Annotated in this window: 14 protein-coding genes; 6 read left to right on the top strand and 8 right to left on the bottom strand. The window is 67.2% G+C overall.

The annotated features are described in order from the left end of the window. Positions 1 to 3: 3 nt before the first annotated feature. The 4 genes from ACQY76_RS14535 to ACQY76_RS14520 form a co-directional block, all read right to left on the bottom strand. Positions 4 to 840 (bottom strand): sulfite exporter TauE/SafE family protein, encoded by an 837-nt coding sequence (locus ACQY76_RS14535; RefSeq protein ID WP_428033018.1) that lies wholly within the window; start codon positions 838 to 840, stop codon positions 4 to 6. A gap of 29 nt (positions 841 to 869) precedes the next feature. Beyond that, entirely contained in the window at positions 870 to 1832 is a 963-nt protein-coding gene (gene dusA / locus ACQY76_RS14530; protein WP_428029449.1) for a tRNA dihydrouridine(20/20a) synthase DusA, read from the bottom strand. A gap of 132 nt (positions 1833 to 1964) precedes the next feature. Further along, the gene (locus ACQY76_RS14525) at positions 1965 to 3101 is read right to left on the bottom strand and encodes an iron-containing alcohol dehydrogenase (RefSeq protein WP_428029448.1); all 1137 of its coding nucleotides are present in this window, start codon (positions 3099 to 3101) and stop codon (positions 1965 to 1967) included. 173 nt (positions 3102 to 3274) lie between these two features. After that, positions 3275 to 4195, bottom strand: a complete 921-nt coding sequence (locus ACQY76_RS14520) for a hydroxymethylglutaryl-CoA lyase (protein ID WP_428029447.1) — start codon at positions 4193 to 4195, stop codon at positions 3275 to 3277. Positions 4196 to 4450: 255 nt separating this feature from the next. Between ACQY76_RS14520 and ACQY76_RS14515 the strand changes: the two genes are divergently transcribed. Beyond that, positions 4451 to 5494: a LacI family DNA-binding transcriptional regulator gene (locus tag ACQY76_RS14515; protein WP_428029446.1), complete on the top strand. Its 1044-nt coding sequence runs from the start codon at positions 4451 to 4453 to the stop codon at positions 5492 to 5494. Here ACQY76_RS14515 and ACQY76_RS14510 read toward each other — a convergent pair. Continuing rightward, complete coding sequence (locus ACQY76_RS14510; protein WP_428029445.1) at positions 5491 to 6498, bottom strand: Gfo/Idh/MocA family protein; 1008 nt, start codon at positions 6496 to 6498, stop codon at positions 5491 to 5493. The genes ACQY76_RS14515 and ACQY76_RS14510 overlap by 4 nt on opposite strands. 219 nt (positions 6499 to 6717) lie before the next feature. On the opposite strand from ACQY76_RS14510, the gene ACQY76_RS14505 reads away from it, so the two are divergent. After that, positions 6718 to 7260 carry an FAS1-like dehydratase domain-containing protein gene (locus ACQY76_RS14505; protein WP_428029444.1) on the top strand — a complete coding sequence of 181 codons (543 nt, stop codon included), beginning with the start codon at positions 6718 to 6720 and terminating at the stop codon, positions 7258 to 7260. 3 nt (positions 7261 to 7263) lie between these two features. After that, positions 7264 to 7743, top strand: a complete 480-nt coding sequence (locus tag ACQY76_RS14500; RefSeq protein ID WP_428029443.1) for an acyl dehydratase — start codon at positions 7264 to 7266, stop codon at positions 7741 to 7743. Positions 7744 to 7827: 84 nt separating this feature from the next. Here ACQY76_RS14500 and ACQY76_RS14495 read toward each other — a convergent pair whose 3' ends face one another. The 3 genes from ACQY76_RS14495 to ACQY76_RS14485 are packed head-to-tail and all read right to left on the bottom strand — an operon-like array spanning position 7828 to position 9995. Next, positions 7828 to 8412 carry a hypothetical protein gene (locus ACQY76_RS14495; protein ID WP_428029442.1) on the bottom strand — a complete coding sequence of 195 codons (585 nt, stop codon included), beginning with the start codon at positions 8410 to 8412 and terminating at the stop codon, positions 7828 to 7830. A gap of 2 nt (positions 8413 to 8414) precedes the next feature. Then, positions 8415 to 9206 carry an alpha/beta fold hydrolase gene (locus ACQY76_RS14490; RefSeq protein WP_428029441.1) on the bottom strand — a complete coding sequence of 264 codons (792 nt, stop codon included), beginning with the start codon at positions 9204 to 9206 and terminating at the stop codon, positions 8415 to 8417. Positions 9207 to 9215: 9 nt separating this feature from the next. Further along, the gene (locus ACQY76_RS14485; protein WP_428029440.1) at positions 9216 to 9995 is read right to left on the bottom strand and encodes an alpha/beta fold hydrolase; all 780 of its coding nucleotides are present in this window, start codon (positions 9993 to 9995) and stop codon (positions 9216 to 9218) included. A gap of 334 nt (positions 9996 to 10329) precedes the next feature. On the opposite strand from ACQY76_RS14485, the gene ACQY76_RS14480 reads away from it, so the two are divergent. The 3 genes from ACQY76_RS14480 (at position 10330) to ACQY76_RS14470 (ending at position 14648) form a co-directional block, all read left to right on the top strand. Further along, positions 10330 to 11379 carry a LacI family DNA-binding transcriptional regulator gene (locus ACQY76_RS14480; RefSeq protein ID WP_428029439.1) on the top strand — a complete coding sequence of 350 codons (1050 nt, stop codon included), beginning with the start codon at positions 10330 to 10332 and terminating at the stop codon, positions 11377 to 11379. Positions 11380 to 11769: 390 nt separating this feature from the next. Next, complete coding sequence (locus ACQY76_RS14475; RefSeq protein ID WP_428029438.1) at positions 11770 to 12939, top strand: putative 2-aminoethylphosphonate ABC transporter ATP-binding protein; 1170 nt, start codon at positions 11770 to 11772, stop codon at positions 12937 to 12939. Beyond that, positions 12936 to 14648, top strand: a complete 1713-nt coding sequence (locus ACQY76_RS14470; protein WP_428029437.1) for a putative 2-aminoethylphosphonate ABC transporter permease subunit — start codon at positions 12936 to 12938, stop codon at positions 14646 to 14648. The genes ACQY76_RS14475 and ACQY76_RS14470 overlap by 4 nt, the downstream gene beginning before the upstream one ends. Positions 14649 to 14687: the final 39 nt, after the last annotated feature.

The raw sequence follows: 14687 nt of genomic DNA, 5'->3' as shown, positions 1-14687 counted from the left end.
GCCTCATCCGGCGATCAGCGCCACCACGAAACGCAGGCCGACGATCAGCAGATAGAGCCCGAACCCGACTTCGAGCTGCCGCTTGGTGAAGCCGTGCGCCAGCCGTGCCCCGAGCGGGGCCGCCAGCGTCGCGACGCCGCCCACCAGCAGCAGGCCCGGCAGCGAGACATAGCCGAGCGAGAACGGCGGGAGCTCATGCAGATGCGGTATGCCGCTGATGATGTAGCCGATCGTGCCCGGCACGGCGATCAGCGCACCGAGGCCGGCCGAGGTGGCAATGGCCGTATGGATCGGCACCCGGTAGAGCGTGAGCACCACGGTGGCGATGCCGCCGCCCGAAATGCCGATCAGTGGCGCGGCCACGCCGATGCCGAAGCCATAGAGCGACATGGCGAAGCGACCGGGCAGCGTCTCGGCCAGGACCCAGCGGTCGCGGCCGAACAGCAGCTTGGACGACATCAGCGTCGCGAACAGCACGAAGGCGATCTTCAGCACCACGTCCGGCGACACCGCCGCCAGCGACGTACCGGCGATGACGCCGACGACCAGCGGCACGGCCCACTGCCGAAGCACGCTGTTATCGATCTTGGTACGGCGCCGATGCGCGAAATAGGAACGCAGCGCCGTCGGCACGATGATGGCGATCGCCGTTCCCACCGACAGGTGCATGCGCACCGAATTGTCGACCCCGACGGCACCGAACACCTCGTACAGCACCGGCACCACGATGGCGCCGCCCCCTATGCCGAACAGGCCGGCCAGGATGCCGGTCGCCAGGCCCGCCACGAGCAGCACGGCGGACAGCCACAACAGATGTTCGAGAGGAATTGCCTGCAGCATCACGCCACCCGTTCACGCCACCTGATCGATCACGCTACCAGCGCCCGTCGCTCCTCGGCCCTGCGCACCTCGTCGAGGGCGGCGCGCAGCACGTCGAGGCCGGCATCCGCCTTCACCCCCTCGGTCGCCAGATGGCGCCGGTAGGCGCGCGCGCCCGGACGGCCGGGAAACAGGCCGAGCATGTGGCGGGTAATGTCGTGCAGCCGCCCGCCCGCCGCGAGATGGGCGGCGATATAGGGCTCGAACGCCTCGACCGCCACGAAGGCGTTCCCGTGCAGATCGGCGGCGCCGAAGAACAGGCTGTCGACGCGCAGCAACAGTTCCGGCTGCTGATAGGCGGCGCGGCCGAGCATGACGCCATCGAGATAAGCGAGATGGGCCTGCGCCGCCTCCAGCGTGGCGATGCCGCCATTGATGCTGACCGGAACGGCGGGCAGCCGGGCTTTGAGGCGATACACCCGGTCATAGTCGAGCGGGGGAATGTCGCGATTCTCCTTCGGGGAAAGCCCCTCCAGCCAGGCCTTGCGGGCATGCACGATGAGCGCATCCGCCCCCGCCGCCAGCACGGCGTCGGCCAGCGCGTCGAGCGCGATTTCCGGGTCCTGCTCGTCGACGCCGATGCGGCATTTGACGGTGACGGGCAGCGCGACCTCCGCCTTCATCGCCGCGACGCCGTCCGCGACCAGCGCCGGGTCGCGCATCAGGCAGGCGCCGAAATTGCCGCCCTGCACGCGATCGGACGGGCAGCCGACATTGAGGTTCACCTCGTCATAGCCCCACTCCGCGCAGATCGCCGCCGCCTTGGCCAGTGCCGCCGGGTCGGACCCGCCGAGCTGCACGGCGACGGGATGCTCGACGGGCGAGAAGCCGAGCAGCCTTTCGCGGTCGCCGAAGATCACCGCATTGGCCGTCACCATTTCCGTATAGAGCCGCGCGCGGGCCGAAAGGACGCGATGGAACGCCCGGCAATGCCGGTCGCTCCAGTCCATCATGGGGGCGACCGCGAACCTATGTGATTGATCGATCGACATTTTTCTCAGAAATTAGGAAATGCGGCGCGTTTTGCGCTCTCTTTCTACGCTATCCGGCGCCGCTTTTCCCGCGGTTTTGACGCCGCCTCAACGTCACGCCGGGGCGGAGACCCGTTCCAGCAGGAAGCGGACGTCCGCCGCCGTGAGGGGGCGTGGATTGGTGGCCGAGCTGTGGTCGGCGAGCGCCCGCTCGATGAGCCATTCATGCGTGTCGCGCGTGACGCCGAGCGATGTCAGGTCGGCCGGGATGCCGAGCCGGCGGTTCAACCGGTCCAGTTCGTCGGCGAGATCCGCCGCCGGCTCCAGCCCCAATGAGCGGTTCAGGCGCTCCATCTTCTCGCCGATGGCCGGACCGTTGAACCGCAGGACTTCCGGCATGAGGAGCGCGTTCAGCGTGCCGTGGTGCAAATTGGGCTCGCCGAGGCCGCCCAGCGCATGGGAAAGGGAATGCACGGCGCCCAGACCCTTCTGGAAGCTCAGGCCGCCCTGGAGCGAGCCCATCATCAATTCCCGGCGCGCCACCACGTCGCGGCCATCGGCGAAGGCACTCTCGATATGCCTCCAGATGCGGCCCGCGCCATCCAATGCGATGGCGTCTGCAGGCGGGTTGTAGCGGGGCGACAGGAAGGTCTCGACGCAATGGGACAGCGCGTCGAGAGCCGTCGCCGCAGTGAGGAAGGGCGGCAACCCATAGGTCAGCTCGGGATCGCACAGGGCCTTGCGCGGAAACAGGTGCGGGCTGATGAAGCCGAGCTTGCGCCCGTCGGCCAGCGTCAGCAGGGCGGCGCGCCCGACCTCGGCGCCCGTGCCGGAGGTTGTCGGCACCGCGATGACGGGAGCGACGGCGGGGGTGATGCGGGACAGCCCGCCATAGATGACGGCGTAATGCTCCAGCGGCCCCTCGTGGGTGGCCAGCAGGGCGACACCCTTGGCGAGATCGATGGGAGACCCGCCGCCGAGGGCGACGATGCCGTCGGCGCCGCTGTCGCGATAGAGCGCGAGGGCCGCAAGCACCGCCGTCTCCGTGGGGTTGGACGGCACATCGAGAAACGTCGCCGACCCCGGCGGACAGAGCGCGGCCACGCGGTCCACCAGCCCGGTCGCGGCAAGGCCCCGGTCGGACACGATGAGCGGACGACGAATGCCGGTGAGCGCGAGGTGATCCCCGAGACCGGCGATCGTTCCTTCACCGAATTCGATCGTCGTCAGATAGGTGATCGTGCCCTGCACAGGCTTCCTCCTTCAGATGGCGCATGCTTTGCGCATGCTTGGCGTGGCCAACTCTTGGCGCGTTCAGGCAGCGCCTGCGCGCCCGGGGACGAAACGTTCGACGCCGCCCGGCCTCGTCGAGCGCGGCACCCCTGCGGCCGATCATGCCGGAGAGCGACACACGGAGAATCGTATCAGGCCGCCCGTCGATAGGTGCGGGGAATGCCGGCCTTGGTCACGTTGCCGAGCAATGCCGCGCCCGGCAAGCCGCGCTGCAGCACCTCCCGCGCGCGGATGAGGCCATCGAGATCGACGCCCGTCGCGAAACCCATGCTTTCCAGCATGAAGACCAGATCCTCTGTGACGATATTGCCGGATGCGCCGGGGGCGAACGGGCAGCCGCCGAGCCCGGCCAGCGCCGAATCGAAGCAGCGTATGCCTTCCTCCAAGCCCGCCAGCGCGTTGGCGAGGCCGAGCCCCATCGTGTCGTGCAGATGCAGCCGGTCGAGCACCGGACCGATTTCCTGCCGCACGGCGCGCACCGTGGCGCGCACCTGCATCGGGTTGCCATAGCCCACCGTGTCGGCGAGAACGACATTGTCCACCCCGGCCTCGGCCAGCGCGGCGGCGACCATGACGACGCGCTCCTGCGGGACATGCCCCTCGATGGAGCAGCCGAAGGCGGTGGCGCAGCCGGCATCGACCTTCATCGGCCGTTCCTGCGCCCTCACCCAGTCGACAATGCCGCGCAGCTCGGCCACCTGGTCGAGGCTGCCCTTATTGGTGTTGGCGCGGCTGTGTCCCTCGCTGACGGAGACCGGAACGATGATGACGTCGGCGCCGCTCTCATGGGCGCGCTGCGCGCCCTTCAGGTTCGGCACCAGCGCCGCGACGGTGAGGCCGTGCATGGCGCGGCTGGCGCGCACCACCTCGGCGGTGTCGGCCATTTGCGGGATGAGCTTGGGCGGGACGAAGCTGCCGACCTCGATCTCATGGATGCCGGCCTCTACAAGGGACGCGATCCATTCGATCTTGACGGCGGTCGGCATGATGGATGCCGCCATCTGCAATCCGTCGCGCGGGCCGACCTCGCATATCTTGACCTTCTCACCCATGACAGCGTGCTCCCATGCTTGCAGCGTTATTTTTGAAACGTTTTCCACGACAAGACTAAGGGCACCCTCGCCCGCCGGTCAAGCAACGAGATGCGCGTGAGGCGTCCGCCATCGGCTTCGCTGGAACGGAATTTCCCAGTGTGTCGCGCAGGTGGATGACGGCGCGGTTGTGCACGAACACCGTCGCGCACTCGCCAGCTATCGGCTAAGCATGGAACGTTCTCGCGCACGGGAACGCATAGCGAGTACCACCCGATGGACGACGACAAGCCGGCGAAAATGGTGCCGATCCGCGCGACGATCAGCGATGTCGCGCGCCACGCCGGCGTGTCGATCGGCACCGTGTCGCGCGTGCTCAACAAGGCGCGCAACGTGAAGCCGGCCCTCCAGCGCCGCGTTCTCGACGCCGCCGCCGCTCTGGACTACCGGCCGGACAGCTTCGCCCAGGGCATGCGGTCGAAGAAGACCCATGTGATCGGCGTCATCGTGCCCGATCTGCGCAACCCTCTATCTTCCGAAGCGGCTTCGGGGGTGGAAGAGGAACTCACCCAGCAGGGCTACTCGTTCTTCCTCGCCAATTCCCGCTATGAGCGCGGCCGCGAGGAGAACATCCTCAACGAATTCGCCCGCCGGCGGGTCGACGGTATCATCGCCATCCTCGCTCGCGATCAGGACCCGCGGACCGTCGAGCAGCTGCGCCGCCTTCCCATGCCGGTGGTGCTGCTGGAGCGCGAGATCGGCACCGAATTCGACGCCGTGCGCACCGATCAGGTGCAGGGCACCTATCGCGCGACCCGCTATCTCGCGGCGCTCGGCCATCGGCGCATCGCCCTCATCACCGTCCCGGCCGACAACATGTCGGGGCGCTACCGGCTTCAGGGCTACGAGGAAGCGCTCGCCGATGTCGGCGTGCCGGTGACCGAAGACCTCGTGCATATGGGCGGATACACCCGCGAATACGCGGTGAATGCCGCCTATTCCGTCCTCTCCATGCGCAACAAGCCGACGGCGCTCATCGTGTCCGGCGGCATGCTGGCCGGCGTGCTCGACGCCATGCGCCAGCTCAATCTGTCGATACCGGACGAGCTTTCCCTGGTGGCTCTGGGAGATACGGAACTTGCAGCCCTCACCCGCCCCGGCATCACCGCCATACGCTATGACTGGGCGCAGACCGGGCGCGTCGCCGCGCGCCTGACCATTTCGCGGATCGGCGGCAGCCAGACGCCGCCCGAGCGGGTGATCGTGCCCTACGAGTTCATCCTGCGCGAATCCTGCCAGGAGCTTGTTTCCGCCGATTAGGCCGACGCGAGGATGGGCGTCGCCGGCAGCAGCGGGCTGGCGGCCGCCTTGGCATAGGCATCATCCACCAGCCGCATGATCGGCACCATGTCGGAAAGGTTCGCGAGCGGCGGCTTTCCCGTCCGCACCCGCTCCAGCACATCGTTCACGAAGGTTCGGTAGTGCGGGACATTCGTGGTGACCGAGGGCCATTGGCGGGACGTGCCGTCATTGGCGAGGCTTTCCACCGTCTGCATGTCATGGGCGATGGTGTAGCTGCGCGGCGAGCGCAGGGCATAGTGCATGTCGAAATTGCTGGTCGGCGCCGGGTAGAGATAGCCGGTCTCGACCACGCAGAGCGCGCCCGCACGCTCGAAGGTCACCACCGAATAATCCTCGACGCGCTCACGCCAGGCATGGTTGGCCATGGTGGCGTTCAGCACGCGCACCTCCGGCCCCAGCAGACGGAGCGCGAGATCGAAGAAATGAATGGCAAGGTTGATGGTGCAGCCGCCGCCGGACAGTGACGGATCGAGCATCCAGTCGCAGCCGGCCTGCCGGTAGCGGGCGGGGAAGCCGGCGATGAAGCGGAAGCTGGCATAGCTCACATCGCCCTCCTGCTTCAGCGATTCCAGATGTTGGGCGAAGTCGCCATTGCGGAACACCAGCGGCACCGCCGCGAAGGCGCCCTTGCGTGCCGCGAGTTCGGCCATCGGCGCGACATCGGCGGCCGACAGGCCGCAGGGCTTCTCCAGCGCGAAGGGTATGCCCTCGTCGATGAGGAAGCGCGCCTCCTCCGGCATGTCGACATGGCGACCGAGGGCGAAGACGAAATCGGGCCGCAGGCGCCGGCACAGCGCACGGAAGTCGGTATCGCCGGCGCAGCCAAGTCGCTCGACCAGCCGCGCGACCACGCCGGGGTCCGGATCGGCGATGCCGACGAGTTCGGCCTCGGGGTGGTCCAGCAGCGGAAGCAGATAGAGGTCGAGGTGCCAGTGAGAGGCGCCGATAAAAACGATTTTCATGTTCACCCTGCCCGCATTGCCCATCTCGAATCGCTGTCACCCCTCAATCGCCCGGAATTTGTGGCGACCTCGGATCGGGCCATCAGTCTGCCACGTCGCATCAATCTTGAAAACGTTTCATAGACGAGTAAAGTGACCTTCAAGAAGGACATGCCCCGCCAATGGGCACGTCCTGCCGCCCGAAGGCGGCAGAAGAAGACTCAAGGTGAGGAGAGCTGCATGGCTGTTGACGAACTGGTGGATCACATCACCTCCGAGGTGCGCGCCGTGATCGGCGCCCGCTCCGACTGGCTGGAGGCGCCGCACCCGGTGGAAGCCAGCGAGGTCCGGCGCTTCTTCCAGGCGCTGATGGACCCAAACCCGCGCTTCTGGGACACGGAGCACGCCGCCGGCACGCGCTACGGCGCCGTCGTCGCGCCGCCCGGCTTTCCGGTGCACGCCTTTCGCCGCCCGGCCGACGAGATGGCGGACAGCCTTGCCGCCGCGGGCGACCCCGATTTCGACGGTGTGTCCCGCGCCATGCGCCTCGGCCTGCCAAAGCTGCCGATCCCGCTCTCGGGCATCCTGAATGGCGGCTACGAATACGAGTTCTTCAGCTACCCCAAGGTGGGCGACCGCATCCAATGCCGCTCGGCCTATCTCGACATCTACCAGAAGCAGGGCAAGGCCGGGCCGATGGTGCTCGTGGTCATCGAGGACGAGTACCGCACCGCCGACGGTCGCCCGCTGCTCAAATCCCTGAACACCATGATCATGAGATAGACGATGGCCGAAACCGTATATTTCGAGAACGTCGCGGTCGGGGACGACATCCCCGCGCTCACCAAGGGCCCGATGACCACCGCCCACATCATCCGCTGGTCGGCGGCGATGGAGAACTGGCACAAGATCCATTACGACTGGCGCTATGCCACCGAGCATGACGGCCTGCCCGATGTGCTCATCAACGGCTCCTGGAAGCAGCACGTGCTGGCGCAGGTGCTGGTCGACTGGGTCGGCGAGACCGGCTGGCTGTGGAAGATGAATTTCCAGTATCGCGGCATGAACATCCCCGGCGACACGCTGACGGCCTGGGGCCGGGTGACGGGCCGGAGTCAGCGCGGGCCCTACGGCGTGATCGAACTGGAGATCGGCTTGAAGGACCAGAACGGCAAAGAAGGATCGCCCGGCACCGCCGTGATCGTCTTGCCGCTGCGCGACGGGCCCCCGGTTCCCTACCCGTTCGATCCGGCCGCGCTGCACTGACGCGCCGCCACACGTCTCCCGAAGAACCTCTCGGGCAACTCCCGGCCAGCGCCTGCGCTGGCCGGCTCCTTTTGGCGAGAGGCCCTAATAGGGCGCGTAGCTGTTCGCCATGTCGAGAAACCGCGCCGCCTCGCCAAAGGCCGTCGCGTCGAAGGCGACAGGCTGCGGCGCGCTCAGGCCCAGCATGACGAGGAAGTCGACTTCTGCCCCGTGGGGATGGGCGAAGACCCGCATCTGCACCAGCCCCGGCGCTCCCTCGAAGCATGCCCTGGCGCCGGCAATCACCGCGTCGCCCAGCGCGGCGGGCGCACCGCTGAAGCGCAGCAGAAACGTGCGCACGGTCGGCACCGTCACTGCGCCGCCGGGGAAAATCTGCTGTCCCGCCGACCGGTAAACCTTCACCCGGCTGGTCACCCGCCGCGTCCACGGGCTCGCCCGGTCGGCGGAGACGCGCAGATAGGACTCGGTCTCCAGCACCGCCTCGTTCTCCATGTCGTACATGGCAAGATAGCGGGGGTGCCCGTCGAGGCAGACATAGCGGCGCCCGCTCTCGAAGCCTTCCACCGCCACCCGCTCGGGCACATGCTCAGTGTCGTACCAGGCGTTGAACTCGTCCTCGAAGGCCGGCGGCGGCTGCATCAGGACGAGAAGGAAGCCTTTATTGGCCATGGTCACACTCCGGAATTGAGGACGAGCCCGGCCTCGCGGCCGACGAAATCGAGCACCATTTCCGCAAAGCGCGCCGGCTTCTGGTAGGGCACAAAATGCGCGGCATCCTCCATCGCGACGAGCCGCGCCTGCGGCACCAGCGCGGCGACCGCCTCCGCGCGTTCCATGGGCAGAAGCACGTCATGGCGGCCGGGCACCAGCAAGGTGGGGCATGCGACCCTGCCGAAGGCATGGGTCGCATCCGCCTGCGCCGCCGCCAGCAGCGCCCACGCATAGGCGGCGGGATCCTGCGCGGCGAAACGATTCATGTAGTGGAGATAGCGGGCACCGCGCGGCTGTTCGAGAAAGGCGCGCTCGACAGCGCCCGGCAGCACCGCCGCCATGCCGCTCGCGCGCACGGCTTCGGCGCGCTCCGCCAGCATCTGCCGGGCCGCCGGGGCGCTGGCCGGGGTGGGATTGGCCAGCACGAGTGCCGCCACCACGTGCGGATGGGTGGCAGCGTAGACACCGGCGGTCATCGTACCGACCGCACAGGCGACGACGGCGATCCTGCCGATATCAAGGCCCCGACGCAGCGCGTCGAGCGCCGCGACCTGCGCGTCGAGCGAGACAGGGCCGCCAGGCGACGGGCTGGAGCCGGCACCGGGAAGATCGACGGCCAGCGTCGTTGCCCGCCCATCCACAGCCCGTACGACATCATCCCAGAAGGTCAGGTCGGCGCCCATCGGATGCACCAGCAGCAGGGCGAAATCCCGCTGCGAGCCCGTCAGCACGTGGGAAAGAATTTGGTCCATGACGCGCGCCTATTCCGTCCCCACCCGCCGCCCGGCGAGAAAGTCGCCGACGGTCTCCGTGAACAGGCCGCTCGTCTCCAGCTGCATCATATGCGGCGCACCGGGCAGCGTCGCCAGCCGGGCGTGGGGGATGGTGGCGGCGAGCGTAGCGGAGGCGGCGGGCGACGTGGCCGCGTCCTTCTCACCGGCGACGACCAGCGCAGGAACCGCCAAGGTGCCAAGGCGCGGCAACGCGTCGAAGCCGCTGATCGCCTGCCAGCCCTCGGACCAGGCGCGCGCACTGTTGCCGCGCAACCGGGCACGCACCCGCTCCACCACGGGATTCTCGACGAAACCGGGCGTAAACCACCGCTCGATGGTGAGGGGAACGATGGAGTCCATGCCCTCGCGCTCGGCCGCCGCGCCGCGCTCGCGCAGGGCGCTGCGCGCCTCGGCCGGGATGCCTCCCGGACATCCGCACAGGATGAGCCGCGACACGAGCTCGGGATGATCCAGCGCGAGGGTCTGGGCGACCATGCCGCCGAAGGAGAGGCCCAGCACGGCCGGCCGCTCAAGCCCGTAACGACGGATCGCCCGGTGAACGTCGGCGGCATAGGCTTCGATCGGCGCCGCCTGTGCGCCCATCGGCGAGCCGCCGAAGCCGCGCAGGTCGAGACGGAGAACGCGGTGCGTGTGCGCGAGCATGGCCGGCATCGCGCCCCAGAAGGAACTGTCGAGGCCGATCGGGTGGAGAAGGACCAGTTCCTTCCCGGAGCCCTCGACGATACCGTGCAGCGCGACCGTTTCCATGGCTGGCCTGTTCATTCGGTGGTTCGCCGCAGCGGGGAGACGCACGGCAGGACGCAATAAGAATGTCGACCGCCTACCCCGGCGGCCGGCGCAGATCGCTTTAATTTAAGCCGCAACAAACACGTCCTTATAGATAGTGTCGACAGAATTGGCGCGTCCGTTCCAACCTGTCAAGCGATGGCGGAGCGGCCCGGGTTCATTCTGACGGCGCCGGGGCAATGTCGCCCGGCGCCGGCGCGTGGCTTGCTGGGCGGCTTCCCGCACGTCTACAGTACAGGTCGCGCGACGTCGTGAGCCGCCGACTTTCCCCTACCTTCAGCCCCTTGATGGCCCTGTGAAACAGCCGCACGCCACCTCCGCGACCGTCACCATCAAGCATGTCGCCCGGCACGCGGGGGTCTCGCTCGGGACGGTTTCGCGGGTGCTGAACCATGCGGGCAATGTCGACGCCACATTGCGCCAGCGCGTCCAGGAGGCCATACGCGACCTCGGCTACGAGCCCAATCCGGTGGCGCAGAGCCTGCGATCGCGCCAGAGCCGGGTGATCGGCGTGCTGATGCCCGACATTCAGAATCCGCTCACCGCCGCCGCCGTGACGGGGCTTGAGCCCGTTCTCACCCGTGCCGGCTACACGCTGTTTCTCGCCAACTCGCATTCCGACCGCGAGCGCGAGAGCGACGTGCTGGAGCAGTTCAAACGCCGGCGGGTGGATGGCGTCATCGTGATGGTGGCGAACGACAATGACGAGGCGACGCGAGCGCAGTTGCGCGATTTTTCCGTGCCGCAGGTGATGCTGGAGCGGGTGATCGACATCGATGTCGATTGCGTGCTCACCAACCAGTATGAAGGCACCTATCGCGCCACGCGCTTTCTTCTCGGCCTCGGCCATCGGCGCATCTGCCTCATCACCGTGCCCGCCATCACCCATTCGGGCCGGGAGCGGCTGCGCGGTTTCGAGGCCGCCTTCAGCGATCTCGGCGCTGAGGTGCCTCGCGACCTCATCCACTCCGGCGGTCGCCAGCATCCCTATGGACGCGACGCCGCCTATTCCTCGCTGATCGGCCGCGACCCGGCGACAGCCATCGTGGTGAGCGGCGGCCATCTCGCCGGCGTAATCGAGGCAGTACGCCTGCTAAACCTCAGCATTCCCAAGCATTTGTCGCTGGTGACGCTCGGCGACACCGAGCTTGCCGCCCTTATCGAGCCCCCCATCACCGCCATCCGTTACGACTGGGCGGCGACGGGGCGCTGCGCGGCGGAACTGCTGCTCGATCACCTCGCCGGCAGCCGTGGCTCGACGCGGCAGCGCATCACGGTGACGCACGAATTCATCATTCGCGGCTCCTGCGCAGCGCCGGGAGGCAAGGCGCCGCTCGCCGGCTAGCCGGCCCTGCTGCCAAGTATTGGCAGGGACGGCGACGCTCGCAGTTCAGTGATGAACCGTTTCATTTCTTTCTTGCCACATCGTTTCGCGCGTCCTATCGTCCGTTTAAAGCGACCTGCAAAGACAGGCACGGACGTCCCCGGCAGCATCGGCACTTGTCCGGTCATGCACAGGGCGACGCCAATCAGGAGGAAACCATGTCCCAGCCCGGAGCGCCGCGCTGTCGCGCGGCCGCGTGCGCCTTTGTCGCCACCCATTTTCGCCCTCTGACGTCCCGCAGGATGGCCGGCGTCTTGCCGCCGCCCGTCCGGCGCCGTCCGGTGGGGCTGTCCGCCCGTGAGCCGGACGCCCGCCGCCCTGCCCTTCCCGTTGTCAGAGAGCGCGCCTTCCATGCTTGACGTCTCCAGTTCCGCCGCGCATCTCGCGCGCCATGGCAATGACCGGGCCGGCGCGGCGCCGTTCCTGCGTGTCGCCGGCATCGACAAGAACTTCGGGAGCTTCAAGGCGCTCTCAAATGTGACGCTGGACGTGGAAGCGGGCGAATTCGTCTGCTTCCTCGGCCCCTCGGGATGCGGCAAGTCCACCTTGCTGCGCATCATCGCCGGGCTGGAGCGCCAGAATGCCGGCACGATCCACAGCCTCAACCAGGATATTTCCGATCTGCCGCCGGCGCAGCGCCAGTTCGGCATCCTGTTCCAGTCCTATGCGCTGTTTCCCAATCTCAACGTGCGGGAAAACATCGTCTACGGGCTGCGCAACCGGCGGCAGCCGGCTTCGGAAATCGATTCCCGGCTACAGGAGCTGCTGGAGCTCATCGACCTGAAGGGTTCGGAGAAGAAATACCCGGCCCAGCTTTCCGGCGGCCAGCAGCAGCGCGTGGCGCTCGCGCGCGCCATCGCCCCTTCCCCTCGGCTCCTGCTGCTCGACGAGCCGCTCAGCGCGCTCGACGCCAAGGTGCGGGTGCATCTGCGCCAGCAGATCCGCGATCTGCAGCGCCGCCTCGGCCTCACCACCATCATGGTCACCCACGACCAGGAAGAAGCGCTCAGCATGGCCGACCGGGTGGTGGCGATGCGGGACGGCGAGGTCGAGCAGATCGGCACGCCGACGCAGATCTACCACACGCCGCGCAGCCTCTTCGTCGCCGGCTTCGTGGGCAAGATGAACATCTTTCCCGGCCATGTGAGCGAAGGCCGGCTGACGGTCGGCAGCCTCGCTTTCCCGGTGCCCGCGCCCTATGACACGCCCGAAAACCAAGGCGATGTCATTGCTTGCCTGCGCCCCGAGCAGATCCGTCTGCGGGCGCTCACCGGCAGCGAGGCCGGCGACACCCTGCCCGCGCAGGTGACGCATCTAGAATTCCTCGGCTCGTTCTGGCGCGCCAGCCTTCTGGTTCCGGCGCTCGGCAATGCCGAGATGTCCGCCGACCTGTCGAGCCGCGACATGTCCGACCTGCCGGTCTCGGTGGGCGACCGGGTCGGGGTGGGGTTGCCGCGCGAGCGTTTCGCGGTGTTCCCGGCCGCCCAGTCCGGGCAGATCCGCGAGGCGGCGCAGCCATGAGCGACCTCACCTCGCCGCACCTGCCCGCGCTTCGCCGCAGCCTGGACTGGGAGCACATCACCCGGTTTGTCACCGGGGCGATCATGCTGATCATCGCGCTCGTCATCATCGTGCTGCCGCTTTACGCGCTGCTGTCGCAGAGTTTCGAGGACCACCAGGGCAACTTCATCGGGCTGGCCAATTTCGTCAGCTACGCCAAGGACCCGATCCTGCGGCAATCGATGATCAACAGCGTGTGGGTCGCCAGCCTCACCGTAGCCCTCGTGGTGCCGCTCGGCTTTCTCTATTCCTACGCGCTCACGCGCAGCTGCATGCCGCTGAAGGGCACGTTCAAGGGCATTGCGCTGCTGCCCATATTGGCGCCCTCGCTGCTGCCGGCCATCGCGCTGATCTACATTTTCGGCAATCAGGGCTATTTGAAACCGCTGATGTTCGGCCACACCGTCTATGGCCCGGTCGGCATCATAATGGCGCAGGTGTTTCATTGCCTGCCGTTTGTCGTGCTGATCATGACGACGGCGCTGGGAACCGCCGATGCGCGGCTTTATGAATCCGCCGAGACGCTGAACACCTCTCGCTGGCGGATCTTCTGGACCATCACCTTTCCCGGGGTGCGCTACGGCCTGATCAATGCCAGCTTCGTCGTCTTCACCACCGCCATCGTCGATTTCGGCATCGCCAAGGTGATCGGCGGCAAGTTCAACATGCTGGCGGTCGATGTCTACCGGCAGATCATCGGCCAGGCGAATTTCCAGATGGGCGCGGTGATCGGCGTCATCCTGCTGCTGCCGGCCGTGCTCACCTTCGTGGTCGAACGCCTGACCTACAAGCACCAGACGTCGCAGCTCACCTCGCGGGCGGTCATGCTGCAGCCGAAGCCCTCGCGCCTGTTCGACAGGCTCATGCTGGCGGTGGTGGTGGTGCTGGCCCTGCCCATCGTCGGCATCATCGGCACCGCCATCTTCGCCTCCTTCGTCACGATGTGGCCGTACAACCTCGCCCTGACGTTCAGCAATTTCGACTTCGGCGCCTTCGATCCCGGCGGCTGGCTGTCCTATTGGAACAGCGTCGAGATGGCGGCCTGGACGGCACTGTTCGGCACCGTCATGGCATTTTGCGGCGCCTATCTCACCGAAAAGCACCGCAAGGGGTCGCGCGTCCTGCTGGGCTACCACATCGTCGCCATGGTGCCGCTCGCGGTGCCCGGCATCGTGCTCGGCCTCGGCTATGTGTTCTTCTTCAACCTGCCGAGCAACCCGCTCAACGTGCTCTACGGCACGATGGCGATCATGGTGATGTGCACCATCGGCCATTACTACACGGTGCCGCACCTGATGGCGCTGACCGCGCTGAAGCAGATCGACAACGAGTTCGAGGCGGCCTCGCAGGCGCTTGGCGTCTCGTTCTGGACCACGCTGCGGCGAGTGACGATCCCGATCTCGATCCCGGCCATCATCGACATCGCCACCTTCTTCTTCGTCAACGCGATGACGACGGTGGCCGGCGTCATCTTCATCTACGCCTCCACGACCAAAGTCGCCTCCATCGCGGTGGTGGCGCTCAACGACACGGGCGACGACGGCGCCGCCTGCGCCATGGCGCTGATGATCCTCTACACCTCCGCCGGCGTGAAGCTGCTGCAGGTGCTGATCACCAAGGTACTGCTGCGAAGCCAGCAGCAATGGCGCGCCAATCTGCGGGAAGCCTGACACCTGCTCCACACGGATCCGCCCGGCATCGTAGCGACC

The organism is Ancylobacter sp. (assembly GCF_965279025.1).
In the GTDB taxonomy this organism is placed as follows: Bacteria; Pseudomonadota; Alphaproteobacteria; order Rhizobiales; family Xanthobacteraceae; genus Ancylobacter.
The sequence above is the reverse complement of the archived record's forward strand: the minus strand, read 5'-3'. Positions and strand labels throughout refer to the sequence as shown.

What these genes read in the sequence shown, in the direction of transcription:
- ACQY76_RS14535 (WP_428033018.1), bottom strand. Translation starts at nt 840, where the DNA reads ATGCTGCAGGCAATTCCTCTCGAACATCTGTTGTGGCTGTCCGCCGTG.
- dusA (WP_428029449.1), bottom strand. Translation starts at nt 1,832, where the DNA reads ATGATGGACTGGAGCGACCGGCATTGCCGGGCGTTCCATCGCGTCCTT.
- ACQY76_RS14520 (WP_428029447.1), bottom strand. Translation starts at nt 4,195, where the DNA reads ATGGGTGAGAAGGTCAAGATATGCGAGGTCGGCCCGCGCGACGGATTG.
- ACQY76_RS14515 (WP_428029446.1), top strand. Translation starts at nt 4,451, where the DNA reads ATGGACGACGACAAGCCGGCGAAAATGGTGCCGATCCGCGCGACGATC.
- ACQY76_RS14510 (WP_428029445.1), bottom strand. Translation starts at nt 6,498, where the DNA reads ATGAAAATCGTTTTTATCGGCGCCTCTCACTGGCACCTCGACCTCTAT.
- ACQY76_RS14505 (WP_428029444.1), top strand. Translation starts at nt 6,718, where the DNA reads ATGGCTGTTGACGAACTGGTGGATCACATCACCTCCGAGGTGCGCGCC.
- ACQY76_RS14500 (WP_428029443.1), top strand. Translation starts at nt 7,264, where the DNA reads ATGGCCGAAACCGTATATTTCGAGAACGTCGCGGTCGGGGACGACATC.
- ACQY76_RS14495 (WP_428029442.1), bottom strand. Translation starts at nt 8,412, where the DNA reads ATGGCCAATAAAGGCTTCCTTCTCGTCCTGATGCAGCCGCCGCCGGCC.
- ACQY76_RS14490 (WP_428029441.1), bottom strand. Translation starts at nt 9,206, where the DNA reads ATGGACCAAATTCTTTCCCACGTGCTGACGGGCTCGCAGCGGGATTTC.
- ACQY76_RS14485 (WP_428029440.1), bottom strand. Translation starts at nt 9,995, where the DNA reads ATGGAAACGGTCGCGCTGCACGGTATCGTCGAGGGCTCCGGGAAGGAA.
- ACQY76_RS14475 (WP_428029438.1), top strand. Translation starts at nt 11,770, where the DNA reads ATGCTTGACGTCTCCAGTTCCGCCGCGCATCTCGCGCGCCATGGCAAT.
- ACQY76_RS14470 (WP_428029437.1), top strand. Translation starts at nt 12,936, where the DNA reads ATGAGCGACCTCACCTCGCCGCACCTGCCCGCGCTTCGCCGCAGCCTG.